Origin of the sequence: Streptomyces sp. S.PNR 29 (assembly GCF_030386795.1) — a bacterium.
Lineage (GTDB): Bacteria > Actinomycetota > Actinomycetes > Streptomycetales > Streptomycetaceae > Streptomyces.
In genome coordinates, this window is record NZ_JANUQM010000001.1 from 629,842 (window position 1) to 643,612 (window position 13,771).

General features: G+C 71.7%; 12 protein-coding genes. 3 read left to right on the plus strand and 9 right to left on the minus strand.

The genetic code is table 11. The features are described 5' to 3' along the window. Positions 1-12: 12 nt before the first annotated feature. Complete coding sequence (locus NW895_RS03125; protein ID WP_289933513.1) at positions 13-1,212, minus strand: MFS transporter; 1,200 nt, start codon at positions 1,210-1,212, stop codon at positions 13-15. A 185-nt stretch (positions 1,213-1,397) separates the two neighbouring features. On the opposite strand from NW895_RS03125, the gene NW895_RS03130 reads away from it, so the two are divergent. Further along, entirely contained in the window at positions 1,398-1,925 is a 528-nt protein-coding gene (locus NW895_RS03130; protein ID WP_289933515.1) for a DUF2165 domain-containing protein, read from the plus strand. A gap of 6 nt (positions 1,926-1,931) precedes the next feature. Here NW895_RS03130 and NW895_RS03135 read toward each other — a convergent pair whose 3' ends face one another. The 5 genes from NW895_RS03135 to NW895_RS03155 form a co-directional block, all read right to left on the minus strand. After that, positions 1,932-3,116 (minus strand): DUF418 domain-containing protein, encoded by a 1,185-nt coding sequence (locus NW895_RS03135; protein ID WP_289933517.1) that lies wholly within the window; start codon positions 3,114-3,116, stop codon positions 1,932-1,934. Positions 3,117-3,226: 110 nt separating this feature from the next. Then, complete coding sequence (locus NW895_RS03140; RefSeq protein ID WP_289933518.1) at positions 3,227-3,790, minus strand: hypothetical protein; 564 nt, start codon at positions 3,788-3,790, stop codon at positions 3,227-3,229. Between the two features lie 128 nt (positions 3,791-3,918). Beyond that, positions 3,919-6,504 carry a bifunctional FO biosynthesis protein CofGH gene (locus NW895_RS03145; RefSeq protein ID WP_289933519.1) on the minus strand — a complete coding sequence of 862 codons (2,586 nt, stop codon included), beginning with the start codon at positions 6,502-6,504 and terminating at the stop codon, positions 3,919-3,921. Positions 6,505-6,551: 47 nt separating this feature from the next. Further along, the gene (locus tag NW895_RS03150) at positions 6,552-6,758 is read right to left on the minus strand and encodes a hypothetical protein (RefSeq protein ID WP_289933520.1); all 207 of its coding nucleotides are present in this window, start codon (positions 6,756-6,758) and stop codon (positions 6,552-6,554) included. A gap of 29 nt (positions 6,759-6,787) precedes the next feature. Continuing rightward, on the minus strand, positions 6,788-7,642 hold the full coding sequence (locus NW895_RS03155; RefSeq protein ID WP_289933521.1) for an LLM class F420-dependent oxidoreductase: 855 nt from the start codon (positions 7,640-7,642) through the stop codon (positions 6,788-6,790). Positions 7,643-7,775: 133 nt separating this feature from the next. Between NW895_RS03155 and NW895_RS03160 the strand changes: the two genes are divergently transcribed. Further along, positions 7,776-9,290 carry a CehA/McbA family metallohydrolase gene (locus tag NW895_RS03160; RefSeq protein ID WP_289933523.1) on the plus strand — a complete coding sequence of 505 codons (1,515 nt, stop codon included), beginning with the start codon at positions 7,776-7,778 and terminating at the stop codon, positions 9,288-9,290. Positions 9,291-9,294: 4 nt separating this feature from the next. Here NW895_RS03160 and NW895_RS03165 read toward each other — a convergent pair whose 3' ends face one another. Continuing rightward, a complete protein-coding gene (locus tag NW895_RS03165) occupies positions 9,295-10,113 on the minus strand; it encodes an endonuclease/exonuclease/phosphatase family protein (protein WP_289933524.1) in 819 nt (272 codons plus the stop codon). A gap of 80 nt (positions 10,114-10,193) precedes the next feature. On the opposite strand from NW895_RS03165, the gene NW895_RS03170 reads away from it, so the two are divergent. Beyond that, entirely contained in the window at positions 10,194-10,586 is a 393-nt protein-coding gene (locus tag NW895_RS03170; protein ID WP_289933525.1) for a nitroreductase/quinone reductase family protein, read from the plus strand. Between the two features lie 2 nt (positions 10,587-10,588). Here NW895_RS03170 and NW895_RS03175 read toward each other — a convergent pair whose 3' ends face one another. Both NW895_RS03175 and NW895_RS03180 read right to left on the minus strand, forming a co-directional pair. Then, positions 10,589-12,043 carry an aldehyde dehydrogenase family protein gene (locus NW895_RS03175; RefSeq protein WP_289933526.1) on the minus strand — a complete coding sequence of 485 codons (1,455 nt, stop codon included), beginning with the start codon at positions 12,041-12,043 and terminating at the stop codon, positions 10,589-10,591. Continuing rightward, positions 12,040-13,770 (minus strand): D-aminoacylase, encoded by a 1,731-nt coding sequence (locus tag NW895_RS03180; protein WP_289933528.1) that lies wholly within the window; start codon positions 13,768-13,770, stop codon positions 12,040-12,042. The genes NW895_RS03175 and NW895_RS03180 overlap by 4 nt, the downstream gene beginning before the upstream one ends. Between the last annotated feature and the right edge of the window lies 1 nt (position 13,771).

Genomic DNA, 13,771 nt, shown 5'->3' on the forward strand with positions numbered 1-13,771 from the left:
CGCCCGGGTGAGTCACGTGGCTCGCGGCTTGTGAGTGGTGACGGCCAGGACCATGAGAACGGCGGCGCAACCGCCCAGCAGCATGACCGCGGACGGAGAGGTGCGGTCCAGGACGGCGCCCCCCGCGAGTGCGCCGATGGAGATCGTTGCCTGGAAGGAAGCGGTGAACAGGACCGATGCCGCTTCCGGGGCATGCGGCGCCGCCTGGGAGAACCAGGTCTGGGACGCGACCGGCACGGCGCCATACGCCATGCCCCAGGCGATCAGCAGGATGACCGCGCCGATCTCCCAGCGGCCCAGCACGGGAAGCAGCAGGGTCACGGTGGCGATCAGACCGGCCGCGAGCCCGAAGAGGGTTCGCGGATACCGGGCCACCCAGGCTCCGCCCAGGAAGTTGCCGAGGATGCCGGCGGCACCGTAGAGCAGCAAGAAGGTGGTGATCAGAGCGTCGCCCGCGTGCGTGACCTGTTCGAGGAACGGCGTCACGTAGGTGTAGGTGCCGAAGTGAGCCAGCACCACGAGGAACGTCAGCAGGAGTGCGAAGCGGGTGCTGGTGCTGCGGAGCATGCCGCTGAGGACGCTCAACCGGGTGGCCTGGACAGGAGGAAGCGGCGGCACGGACATGAGCAGCATGACCAGTACGCCTACCGACAGAACTCCCATGACGGTGAAGGCCGTTCGCCATCCGGCGAGATCCCCGACGAGGGTGCCCGTGGGCACGCCGAGGACGGATCCCAGCGGAACGGCGGAGAAGATCACGGCAGTTGCCCTGCCGGCCGAGGCCGGTGGCACCAGTCGTTCCGCCAACCCGGCTCCGATCGACCAGAAGCCGCCGATCGTGATGCCGACCATGATCCGGGAAACCAGTACCAGCCAGTAGTCGGATGCCGCGGCGGCGAGGAAGTTCGCCAGTGCCAGCAGGAGCATGAAGACGCAGAGCATCAGCCGGCGGTCGAAGCGTGCCGTGGCCGCGGTGACCAGGGGAGCGGCGATCGCCGCCAGGAAGCCGGGCATCGTCATCATCAGCCCGGCCATCCCGTCCGAGACGGTGAAGCTGGACCCGATCGAGGTGAGCAGGCCGATCGGCAGGATCTCGGTGGTGACGATGGCGAAGACGCCCAGCATCACCGAGACCACGGCCGGCCAGCCCACCAGTGGGGTTCGAGGGGACAAGCCTCGGCCATCGACTGAAGCGGGGGTGGTTGTCGGCATGGCGTTAGTCCAGCAGGCCTGCCGAGAGATGGCTGGCAGGTCTGCGACCGCACCCTTGCTGAGCCCCCTCAACGGGGGGCGCATGGGTGGATGCATGGGTGACGCTGCTGTTCTCTGCGGCACCGTGGAAACACCGTGGAAAAAGGCACGTTGCGGCACCGCGCGCGACGGGCAAGATGAGTGTCATGCCCACCTCCAACTCCACACCCACCACCACCTCACGCGGCGCCCTGCCGCTCGCCGCCACCCTCCTCACCGGCACCGTCGCCCTCTACATCACCCTCGTCGCCTTCGGGAACATCACGGACTTCGGCACCAACCAGCAGTTCGTACGTCATGTCCTGGCCATGGACACGACGTTCAAGGACGAGGACCTGATGTGGCGGGCGATCACGACCACCTGGATCCAGGACGCCGCCTACGTCGCGATCATCGTCTGGGAGACCGTCGCCGCCCTCGTGCTGATATACGGCACCTGGCTGTGGTTCCGCCGCGACGACCTCCGTGCCCGCCGCTTCTCCACCTACGGTCTGCTGATGCTGATGCTGCTGTTCGGCGCCGGGTTCATCGCGATCGGCGGTGAGTGGTTCGCCATGTGGCAGTCCGGGGACTGGAACGGACTCGACGCCGCGATCAGGGTGTTCGTCTTCAGCGGGATCGTGCTGATCGTCAACCATCTGCCGTCGGGGCAGGCACGGCAGACCGACACCTGACGAATATCAGCGGCGCAGGGCCCACTTCTGGACCGCCTCGAGGGGCCCTGCCGTGAAACGCCGCAACCACAGCGTGGAGCCCACCATCAGGACCGCGCAGACCACGGCCCACAGTCCCACCACCCACCAGGGGCCGGTGTCGCCGAGCCGTTCCGCGAGGCCCAGCCCGATGCCGTACGAGACGAGCACGCACAGCACGTTCTGGAAGACATAGCCGGACAGGGCGGTGCGGCCGACGGAGGTGAGCCCCGTCATGAGCGGGCCCGGCCGCCGTACCCGGTCCACCAGCGCGCCGACGAGCCCGATGTACCCGAGGGCCAGCAGCGGGGCCGTCCCGTACCGGGCCAGGGCGAACAGGTCGGGGCCGCCCAGTGCCGCCGCCACGTTGAGCGGCAGTCCGAGACCGAGCCCCCACCACAGCAGGCGGGAGCGCAGCCGGCGTCCCGTCTCGTCCGCTCCGAACACCCCGGCCCGGAACAGCCGTACGCCCAGCAGGAAGAGGAAGACGAGCAGGAAGAAGGTCAGCACCGGTTCCATGCGCAGCGCGATCGCGTTCTGCAGACGAAAGGCGATCTGGTCCAGGTAGTCGCCGTGCGCGTACAGGTCGACGACCTCCGGGGAGACGGTGCCCGCGTCCTCGTCGCCCGCGAGAACCAGTGCTGCCGTCAGCAGGCCGAGCAGCGCCAGATGCAGGCCGGCCGCCCACCACATCACCCGGCGCTGCGCCCGCCGCGAGCGGGTCAGCAGCCAGGCGACGAACAGTGCGGTGACGGCGTACCCCATCAGTACGTCCCAGGCGAAGACCAGCACGAAGTGCACCGTGCCCTCACCGAACAGGAACAGCGCCCGCCACCGGTAGCGCCCCGGCCACGGCTGCCCGCGCCGCTCCGCCGAGCCGTACTGGATGGCCAGCCCGACTCCGAACAGAATCGTCAGCAGCGACAGGAACTTGCCGTTCCCGAGCACGCTGAAGGTGCCTTCGACGGCGTCCGGGACCGACCCGAAGGACAGCTCACCCGAGGCGGATCCCTCCAGAACTCCCCATTCCGCACCCGGACCGGTGAAGATCCAGATGTTCGTCATGAGCGTGCCGAGGATGGCCACCCCGCGCAGTACGTCGAGGAGGGGAAGTCGCCGTCGGGTGGCCGGGGTCTCCGGCGCCCGAGGGGCTCGCGCGTCCGTGTGCGTCATGCGTTCATCGTCACGGCGGTTCCGCCGCGCATCGTCGTGAGCGGAGCCGAAACCGCCCTACATCGAAGGATGCAGACGGCAGCACGCCCCATCCGCCAGGAGACGGACGCCTACTCGACGACCACCACGGTCGTGCCCGTCTCCCCGAACTTCCACAGCACCGCACCGTCCGCCGTGCGCATGCGGATGCCGCCGGTCCGCGTGCCCGAGGCGGGCGGGGGCGAGGAGCCGTCCACGGCGTTGGAGAACGCGATCGAGACGCCGGACTTGGCGGTGAAGTAGACGATGTGCTCGATCTGCACGCCGTCGGAGCCGGTCGTGGCGTCCCGGCGGAGGGAGACCGAGTAGCTGCCCGGGTCAGGGCTCACGGTGCCGGGCCACACGGCGAAGGTGCGGCGGGCGGCGTCGCTGGCGTCGACCAGCCAGACCCGCTTCTGGCCGAGGGAGTAGACGATCCGGCGGCCGGTGCCGGAGTCGTCCGGCACCGCCGCCGGCTCCGACGTCTTGGGGGTGGGATGCACGCCCGCCGACACCGACGGGCTCGGCCGGGTCGCCGTGGCGGTGGGCTTCGCGCCCTGGTCCGCCTGCACGGTCAGGACGACCACCACGGCTATCGCCCCCGTGGTCAGCCCGGTCACCCAGGCCCACGAAGGAAGTCGGGCAGGCACGGGCACGCATCTCCTCAGCTACGGGACCCCACACATTCAGGGTCCGATCATCGTACTGTGAGCCCCCTGTCCGTCCCGCCCCGCACAGGTCCGTCCCGTAAAGGTCAGCCCCGTAAAAGCCGGACCCGTACAGGTCAGTCCAGCACCGGCAGCAGCTCCGGCAGATGCCCGTCCGACGCCTGAGCCGCCCGCTGCCGCTCCTCGGGCACCTCGCCGTACAGGGTGGTGCGCGGACGGGCCGGGCGGCCCGCCGCCTCCGCCACCGCGATCAGGTCCTTGACCGACTTGTACGAGCCGTACGACGAGCCCGCCATCCGCGAGATCGTCTCCTCCATGAGCGTGCCACCCAGGTCGTTGGCGCCGGAGCGCAGCATCTCGGCCGCGCCCTCCGTGCCCAGCTTCACCCAGCTGGTCTGGATGTTGGGGATCCACGGGTGCAGGAGGAGGCGGGCCATCGCCGTGACCGCGCGGTTGTCCCTGATCGTCGGGCCGGGGCGTGCGATGCCCGCCAGGTACACCGGCGCGTTGGTGTGGATGAACGGCAGGGTCACGAACTCCGTGAAGCCTCCCGTGCGCTGCTGGATGCCGGCGAGGGTGCGCAGGTGGCCCAGCCAGTGGCGGGGCTGGTCGACGTGTCCGTACATCATGGTCGACGACGACCGGATGCCGAGCTCGTGCGCGGTCGTGACGACCTCGATCCAGGTCGCCGTCGGCAGCTTGCCCTTGGTCAGGATCCAGCGGACCTCGTCGTCGAGGATCTCCGCCGCCGTGCCCGGGATCGAGTCCAGGCCGGCCTCCTTCGCCGCCGTCAGCCACTCCCGGATGGACATGCCGGTGCGGGTCGCGCCGTTGACGACCTCCATCGGCGAGAAGGCGTGCACGTGCATGCCGGGGACGCGGGACTTCACCGCCCGCGCGATGTCGAAGTACGCCGTGCCCGGCAGGTCCGGGTGGATGCCGCCCTGCATGCAGACCTCGACCGCGCCCACGTCCCAGGCCTGCTGGGCCCGGTCCGCGACCTGGTCCAGCGACAGGGTGTAGGCGTCGGCGTCCGTGCGGCGTTGCGCGAAGGCGCAGAAGCGGCAGCCCGTGTAGCAGACGTTGGTGAAGTTGATGTTCCGGGTGACGATGTACGTCACGTCGTCGCCGACCACCGACTTGCGCAGGTCGTCGGCCACCGCGCACAGCGCGTCCAGCGCCGGACCGTCCGCGTGCAGCAGCGCCAGCGCCTCCTCGTCCGTGAGCCGCGTCGGGTCGTCGGCCGCCGTCCGCAGGGCCTGCCGTACGTCCGTGTCGATGCGCTCCGGCACCATCCCGGGCGCGGCGGCCTCGCGCAGGGCGGCCCAGTCGCCGTACACCTCGTCGAAGTCGTCGCGGCGGTCGGCGGTGCGGCCCTCGGTGTCGATGGTGCGGTGCAGGTCGGTGCGGCCGGTGGGCCGGAAGGCCTCGTCCGGTTCCTGCCACGGGTGGCCTTCGACGACCGCGTCCGGGAGGGCCAGGCCCGTCTCCGGATCCGCCAGCGCCTGGACGTGCGGGCGCAGGCGGGGGTCCAGCCAGGGCTCGCCGCGCCGGACGAACTCCGGGTAGACGCAGAGGCGTTCGCGCAGGTCGAATCCGGCCGCACGGGACTTCTGCGCCAGCTCCTCGATCTGCGGCCAGGGACGCTCCGGGTTGACGTGGTCGATGGTGAGCGGGGAGACCCCGCCCCAGTCGTCTATGCCGGCGCGGATGAGGCGCTCGTACTCGGCGTCGACCAGGTTGGGCGGGGCCTGGAGGCAGCCGGACGGGCCCATGATGTGCCGGGCGACGGCGACCGTGGCGACCAGCTCGTCCAGCTCCGCGTCCGGCATGCCGCGCATCGCGGTGTCGGGCTTGGCGCGGAAGTTCTGGATGATCAGTTCCTGGATGCCGTGGTAGGCCCGGGAGATCTTGCGGAGGGCGAAGAGGGACTCGGCCCGCTCGTCGTACGTCTCTCCGATGCCGATGAGGATGCCGGAGGTGAAGGGGACGGAGGAGCGGCCGGCGTCCTGAAGGACGCGCAGGCGTACGGCGGGCTCCTTGTCCGGGGAGCCGTGGTGCGGGCCGCCGGGCTCGGACCACAGCCGGGTGGCCGTCGTCTCCAGCATCATGCCCATCGACGGGGCGACGGGCTTCAGGCGCTGGAAGTCGGTCCAGGTCATGACGCCCGGGTTGAGGTGGGGCAGCAGGCCCGTCTCCTCCAGGATCCGGATGGAGATCGCGCGGACGTAGGCGATGGTGTCGTCGTAGCCGTGCGCGTCGAGCCACTCCCGCGCTTCCGGCCAGCGGTCCTCGGGCTTGTCGCCGAGGGTGATGAGGGCTTCCTTGCAGCCGAGGGCCGCGCCCTTGCGGGCGATGTCGAGGACCTCGTCGGGGGACATGAACATGCCGTGCCCGGCGCGGCGCAGCTTGCCGGGGACGGTGACGAAGGTGCAGTAGTGGCACTTGTCCCGGCACAGCCGGGTGAGGGGGATGAAGACGCTCTTCGAGTACGTGATGACACCGGGGCGGCCGGCCTGTTCGAGGCCCGCGTCCCGCACCCGGGCGGCGGAGGCGCAGAGGTCCTCCAGGTCCTGCCCACGGGCCTGGAGCAGCACCGCCGCCTCGGAGACGTCGAGGGCGACGCCGTCCCGGGCGCGCTTGAGGGCGCGACGCATGGAGTTCTCGGTGGGGCCGGTTCCGGGGGTCGCGGGAGTCGTCATCCTTCGAGCATACGAGCGGGGTGATCAGCCGAGCGGGGAGCATTCCCTCAATGGAAGGCCAGCCAGCCGATACCGACCGCGAAGGTGAGGCCGGCGGCGATCAGGTCGGCGGGCCGGTGGCGGCGCAGGGCGCCACCGATCAGCGCGGCGGTGACGAGCACGGCGACCGTGCCGATCGTGGCGCGCAACAGTCCGTCGTTGTAACCGTATTCATCGAAGTGACGCACGAGCCAGGCTAACCAGGCGATTCTCATGAGGTGGATTGAATCACAGGCGCACGCCGTCACTGGCCTGAGATATAGGGCGCATAAGCGTCCAACGCCCCCAGAACCTCCGCCTCACCCGCCGACGGCAGCTGCACCACGACCTCTTCGATGCCGAGGTCGGCGTAGTGTGCGAGCTTGCCGGGGCTGGGGTGGACGGCGTAGGGGACGACCTGGAGGGCCTCCGGGTCGCGGCCGGCGTCGGCCCAGGCGGCGCGCAGCGCGGGCAGTGACTCGGACAGGCCGCGTCCGCCGATCGGCAGCCACCCATCGGCGTACTCGCAGATGTGTGCGAACAGTTTCGGCCCGGCCGCCCCGCCGAGGAGGGTGCGCGGACCGACGACGGGACCGCGCGGCTTCTGTACGGGCTTGGGGTGCGCGAAGCTGGCCCTTACGCTGCCGAACTCGCCGTCGTGGGCGGTGGGTTCGTCCGACCACAGCGCCCGCATCAGGGCCATCCGGTCCCGGACGAGCTCGCGCCGCGTGCGCCACTCCACGCCGTGGTCGGCGGCCTCCTCGACGTTCCAGCCGAAGCCGACGCCGAGGGTGAGCCGGCCGCCGGAGAGGTGGTCGACGGTCGCGGCCTGCTTGGCGAGGTCGATCGGGTCGTGCTGGGCGACGAGCGTGATGCCGGTGCCGAGACCCAGCCGCTCGGTCACCGCCGCGGCCTGCCCGAGCGCGACGAAGGGGTCGAGGGTGCGGCCGTACTCGCGGGGCAGCTCGCCCCCCGCCGGGTACGGCGTGGTCCGTTCGACGGGGATGTGGGTGTGCTCGGGCAGGTACAGCCCGGCGAAGCCCCGCTGCTCCAGCTCACGGGCGAGCCGGGTCGGGGTGATCGTCTCGTCGGTGAGGAAGATGGTGACCGCGATGCGCATGGGTGCATCTCTACCGCGCCGAGGTGCGCATGTCCATACCGACCAGTCGGCATCCCATGTACATGACATTTCCCTGGCGTCGATTCCCCTGTTTTTCCACGGGAGTTCACGCCCGACCGCCACAGTGGTCCGTATGTGTGAAGACGCCCACGGCATCCAAAGACGCGCGCTGTTCGTGACGGGCGCCGCCGCCGCGCTTACGTTGGGAAGCGTGAGCTTCGCTTCCGCCGCAGGCCGGGACCAGGAGACGAAGACGGTACGGGGCACCCTGCCGCCCGGGTCGCCCGACTTCGTGTACGTACCCGTCGAAGTCCCCTCCGGCGTACGGGAGATCAGGGTCGCCTACACCTACGACCGGCCGTCCGTCCCGGCCGGCACCCCGGGCAACGCCCTCGACATCGGCATCTTCGACGAACGCGGCACCGAGCTGGGCGGCCGGGGATTCAGGGGCTGGTCGGGCGGGGCGCGCACGGAGTTCTTCCTCCGCGCGGACGACGCGACGCCGGGCTACCTCCCGGGGCCGGTGCGCCCGGGCACGTGGCACATCGCACTCGGGCCGTACACGGTGGCCCCGCAGGGGCTGTCGTACGAGATCACGGTCACGCTGACGTACGGGGAGCCCGGCGAGACCGTACGGCCGGTGTACCCGCCGCCGCGCGCCAAGGGCCGGGGGCGTGACTGGTACCGGGGCGACTGCCATCTGCACTCCTGGTTCTCCGACGGCCGCCGCACCCCGGCGGAGATCGGAGCCCTCGCCCGGGCCGCGGGCCTGGACTTCATCAACTCCTCGGAGCACAACACGCACGCGGCGCACGCGCACTGGGCGGACGTCGCGGGGGACGACCTGCTGGTCATGCTGGGCGAGGAGATCACGACGAGGAACGGCCACGTGGTGGCGCTCGGCACGGACCCGGGGACCTTCGTCGACTGGCGCTACCGGGCGCGCGACAACCGCTTCGGCCGCTTCGCCCGGCAGATCCGCCGGGCCGGGGGGCTGGTGGTCCCGGCCCATCCGCACGCCACCTGCGTCGGCTGCAACTGGAAGTTCGGCTTCGGCGAGGCGGACGCGGTCGAGGTGTGGAACGGCCCCTACACGCCGGACGACGAGGTGACGCTGGCCGACTGGGACAGCATGCTGGTGGCGTCGGTGCGGGAGGGGCGCGGCTGGATCCCGGCGATGGGCAGCAGCGACGCCCACCGCGACCCGGACGTGGTGGGGAGCCCGCAGACGGTGGTGCTGGCCGACGACCTGACCCGGGAGGCGATCCAGGAGGGCATCCGGGCGGGCCGGTCGTACGTCGCCGAGTCCTCCAGGGTCACGCTGTCGTTCCGGGTGACCGGCGGACGCGGTGAGCACGCGGGCATCGGCGAGCGGCTGGAGGTGGACCGGGACACCCCGGTGACGGTCCGGCTGGAGGTGACGGGCGCGCCCCGCTGCACGGTCCGGTTCGTGACCGACCAGGGGGTGCTGTTCACCAGTGCGCCGCTGCCGGTGTCGGGCTCGGGGGTGGTCGAGTGGCTGACGACACCGTCGTACGCGGCCTACGTACGGGCGGAGTTGCGGCACGAGGCAGCGGCGGGGCCGGTGCCGGGCGCGCTGGCGGCGTTCACCAACCCGGTCTTCCTGGGGCGGCGGTCGGCCGGCTGACGGATCACAGGCCGGCCAGGTCGGCGACGACCGCCGCGTGGTCGGAGGGCCACACGCCGTCCACGGGGCCGTCGCCGGCCCGGCGGACCGCGCGGACGTGGCCGAGGCCGGCGGGGCCGGGCGGGCCGACGTGGATGTAGTCGATCCGTACGCTCGGCTCCCGGCCGGCCGCCACATACGGGTTGGCGGTGTCCCAGGTGACGGAGGGGGCGCTCGGGTCGGCGTACTCCCAGGCGTCGATGAACACCTGGCGCGGCACGGCGGGCGCCGTCTTGTATCCGCCCAGCAGCCGGATCTCGTCGGAGTCGGGCCAGGCGTTGAAGTCGCCGGTGACCACGGGCGGGAAGTCGGTTCCGCCCCGGTGACCGGCGACGAACTCGGCGAGGGCGGAGACCTGGCGGCAGCGCACCGCCGAGGCGTGGGGGGCCGAGGTGAGGTGGGTGGTGAAGAAGGCGACCTGGTGGCCGGGGGCGTCGAGCCGGGCGTACAGGGCGAGCCGGCCGTCGTCGAGCTCCTCGGGGGCGGGCAGCCGCAGCGCGTCCTGCTCGACGACGGGCCAGCGGCTGAGGACCGCGTTGCCGATGTCGACGGTGGGGTCCCCGATACGGCGCTGCCACAGCTCGGCGGCGTCCGAGGCGGCCCAGACACAGTGCAGGCCGAGTTCACCGGCGAGCCACTCGGCGAGGTTCTCGCCGTCCGCGGCCCACACCTCCTGCAGGCCGACGACGTCCGGGCGCAGGTCGCGCAGGACGGCGAGGATCGCCTTCTGCCGCTCGGCCCAGGGCCCGAAACGCCACCACAGGTTCCACGTCACGATCCGCATGCCCGCCTCCAGCCTTGCACCCTGCGTTCGACATCATGGAAGGGCACCGGCACGGATGCGAGACAGGAGCCCCAGAAACGATGCCCCGTGACGCCGAGAGCCAATACCGGGCGGTCGCGGCCGTTCAGCGCCGGCTCAACCCGATCCTGCGCCGCCTGCCGACCCAGACCGTACTGGAGACCACGGGCCGCGTCTCAGGGCTGCCTCGCCGCACGCCGGTGGGCGGCCGGCGGGTGGGGAACTCCTTCTGGCTGGTCTCGGAGTTCGGCGAACGCTCCCAGTACGTCCGCAACATCAAGGCGGACCCGCGGGTGCGGGTGCGGATCCGGGGCCGGTGGCACCGGGGGACGGCCCATCTCCTGCCCGACGACGACCCGGTCGCCCGGCTGCGGGCGCTGCCCCGGCTGAACAGCACGGCGGTACGGGCGCTGGGGACCGGGTTGCTGACCGTACGGGTGGACTTCGAGCGCTGAGGTCACCCCGGCCACACGATCGACTGCACCTCGCTGTACGCGTGCAGCGCGTAGCTGCCGACGTCCCGCCCCACCCCGCTCCTGCGGAAACCGCCGAACGGCGCCTCCATGTTGCGGCCGACGGTGTTGACGCCGACCCCGCCGGACCGCAGCCGCCGGGCCACGCGGAAGGCACGGGCCACGTCGCCCGACCAGACGTAGTCGATCAGGCCGTAGTCGCTGTCGTTGGCGAGGGCGACGGCCTCCTCCTCGTCGTCGAAGGGGAGGACCGAGACCACCGGACCGAAGATCTCCTCACGGACCACGCGCATGTCGTTCCGGCAGTCCGCGAGGAGGGTGGGCGCGACGTAGAAGCCACGGGCGGGATGCGAGGGCCGCTCCCCGCCCGCGACCACCACCGCGCCCTCCTTGCGGCCCAGCTCCACGTACGACTCCACCCGGTCGCGATGCGCCGCCGAGATCACCGGCCCCACCACGGTGTCCGGCTCCCGCGGGTCGCCCACCGTCAACCGGCCCGCGCAGGCCGCCAGTTGCTCGACCAGACGCCCGTACACCCCCCGCTGCGCCAGCACCCGCGTCGGGGCCGTGCAGATCTGCCCGCTGTAGAAGGAGAACGTCGTCCCGATCCCCGCCACCGCCGCCCCGACGTCCGCGTCGTCGAAGACGACCGCCGCCCCCTTCCCGCCCAGCTCCATCAACTGCCTCTTCATGCCCCGCCCGCACACCTCGGCGATGCGCTGCCCGACCGCCGTCGAGCCGGTGAAGCTGACCATGTCGACGTCGGGCGAGTCCACGGCCGCCTCACCGACCTCCACCGAGCGGCCGGAGACGACGTTCACCACCCCGCGCGGCACGCCCGCCTCCTGAAGCGCCTGAGCCATCCGGTAGACCGACAGCGGGTCCTGCGGGGCCGGTTTCACCACCACCGTGTTGCCCATCGCCAGCGCCGGGGCGACCTTGCCCGCCGGGTTCGCCCACGGGTTGTTGTACGAGGTGACGCAGGTGACGACCCCGACCGGCTGGCGTATCGCCAGCGCGCCCAGCACCGACGCCCCGCCCAGCGGGCCCGCCTCGTTGATCTGGGGCGGGACCGCCCACTCGGCGGGCTCCACGCGCGCGTACCGGCGGAAGCGGGCCACGGCCACCCCGACCTGCATGCCCCGTGCGGTCCCCGTCGTCGCCCCCGTCTCCCGCTGTGCCAGCTCCGCGTACGGCACCAGGCGGTCGCGGATGATCTCCGCCGCCCGTGCCAGCACCCGCGCCCGCTCCTCCGGCGCCGTACGCGACCACGGCCCGAAGGCCTCGCGGGCCGCGGCGCAGGCCGCGTGCACCTGATCCCGCGAGGCCTCCGGCGCCCAGCCGACGGTCTCCTCGGTCGCCGGGTCGATCACCGGATAGTGGCCGCCCTCCGGCTCCGCCCACGCGCCGCCGACGAACAACCGCTGACCGCCCCTCACCTGGTCGTCACCGTCCCGGTGTCCCGGCCCGAGCGCAGCACCTTCCCCGGTACCGCCCCCGTCACCACGTCGTCCCGGATCGCCTCCACCCCGTTGACCCACACGGCCCGCACCCCGATCGCCCGGGAGTCCAGCCGCGGACTGTCACCCGGCAGGTCGTGCACCAGGGTGGCCGTACCCGCGTCGATGCGCTCCGGGTCGAAGAGGACCAGGTCCGCGTGCCAGCCCTCCCGTATCCGGCCCCGTCGCCGCAGGCCGAACATCCGCGCGGGGTCGTCGGTCAGCATCTTCACCGCCTGCTCCAGGCCCACCAGCTTCCGGCCGCGCAGACAGTCGCCGAGGAACCGGGTCGTGTACGGGGCTCCGCACATGCGGTCCAGGTGCGCCCCCGCGTCCGAGCCGCCCAGCAGGACGTCCTCGTGCCGCCAGGTCTCCGCCCTGAGCGCCCACGACGCCGGGTCGTTGTCCGTCGGCATGGGCCACAGCACCGTACGCAGGTCGTCGGCGGCGCAGATCTCCACCAGGCAGGTGAGGGGGTCCTGGCCGCGTTCCGCCGCGATGTCCTCGACGACCCGTCCGGTGAGCCCGCGGTTCGCCTCGCTGTACGTGTCGCCGATGACGTACCGCCCGAAGTTCGTCAGCCGCCGGAAGACCCCCGCCTCCGGGGAGCCGGCGCGCCGCAGCATCTCCGCCCGGACGTCCGGGTCGCGCAGTCTCGCGATCCGCTCCGGCACCGGGAGGCCGAGGACCGGCCCCCACCCCGGGATCAGGTTCAGTGCGCAGAAGGTACCCAGCGACATGTTCATCGGCGTGAGGATCGGCATGGTGAGGGCGACCACCCGGCCCCCCGCCTTCCGGGCCCGTTCGCTCGCCTCCAGCTGCCTGGGGACGCGTTCCGGGACCGCCGCGTCGATGGTCAGGACGTTCCAGTTCAGGGGGCGTCCGGCCGTCGCGCTCATCTCCACCAGCAGGTCGATCTCCGCGTCGCTGAACTGGTCCAGGCAGCCCGCGACGATCGCCTCGATCTGGGTCCCCTCGTGCTCACCGACCGCCCGGGACAGCGCCAGCAGTTCGGCCGGCCGCGCGTGCCGGGAGGCCACCGGCTGCCCGTCGCCGTCGGAGTGGGTGCTCGACTGGGTGGTGGACAGGCCCCAGGCGCCGGCGTCCATGGCCTCGTGCAGCAGACCGACGATCCGGGCCAGCTGCTCGTCACTCGGCTGCCCGCCGATCGCCTGCGGCCCCATCACGTGGCGCCGCAGGGCGCAGTGGCCGACCATGAACCCCGCGTTGACGGCGATCCGCCCTTCGAGGGCGTCCAGATACTCGCCGAACGAGTTCCAGCTCCAGGGCGCGCCCTCCTCCAGCGCGACCAGCGACATGCCCTCGACCTTGGACATCATCCGACGCGTGTAGTCGGCGTCCTCCGGGCGGTCCGGGTTGAGCGGCGCGAGCGTGAAGCCGCAGTTGCCGGCGGCGACGGTGGTGACGCCGTGGTTGAGGGAGGGGGTGGCGTACGGGTCCCAGAAGAGCTGGGCGTCGTAGTGGGTGTGGGGGTCGACGAAGCCGGGGGTGAGGGTGAGGCCGTGCGCGTCCTCGGTCGTACGGGATTCCTCGGTGACGGTTCCTATGGCAGCTATACGGCCGTCACGTATGCCGACGTCGGCGGTGTAGGCGGGCGCGCCGGTCCCGTCGACGACAGTCGCGCCTTTGACGAGGTGATCGAGCATG